Source organism: Vibrio sp. M260112, from assembly GCF_036533775.1.
In the GTDB taxonomy this organism is placed as follows: domain Bacteria; phylum Pseudomonadota; class Gammaproteobacteria; order Enterobacterales; family Vibrionaceae; genus Vibrio.
Map to the genome: position 1 here is coordinate 1 of NZ_JATABH010000190.1, position 544 is coordinate 544.

Sequence of the window (544 nt, forward strand, 5' to 3'; positions counted from 1 at the left end):
TTATCCGCTTTACCTGACTTGCCTTTGCCTTGAAGCTTTTTCGCGTCCATGAACTTGCGCCGAGCATGCGCGAAGCAACCGACATTGGTGACGAGATGAAGCCCATCATAAGCACCATAACCATCGGTTTGCAGATAGCCATCATAGTTACCCAAGAAGGCAACAGGGCACGACCTCGCGCGACTGTTTTGATAGTCGTACAAGGCGATATTCTTCACATTGGGGAGTGCAGCTTCTGGCGAGTCCGCGCCCGAGCAGTAGAGCCACATGTAACATTGTTTATCTTCTTTGAGGACATTGAGCGGTGTTTCATCTGCCTGAACCACCACTTGTTGAAGTAAGTGCTCTTTTAGGGCGGCATAGAGTGGTTTGAACTTCTCACTGACTTGGATAACCCACCTTGCCATGGTGGTTCGTGATAGTTCGATACCCGACTGGGTAAACAGCGATTCTTGGCGATACAGTGGCATCGCGTATTGATATTTACCGAGGATGATATTGGCCAGTAAGCTTTCTGTGGCGAAGCTCTTAGGGATAATGCTTT

The 544-nt window shown here is 48.9% G+C and carries 1 protein-coding gene; it reads right to left on the reverse strand.

All coding sequences use genetic code 11. From position 1 onward, the window contains the following. Window positions 1–544 (reverse strand): IS66 family transposase (tnpC, locus tag QTN95_RS21005; protein ID WP_331418892.1); only part of this gene is annotated, 544 nt, incomplete at both ends.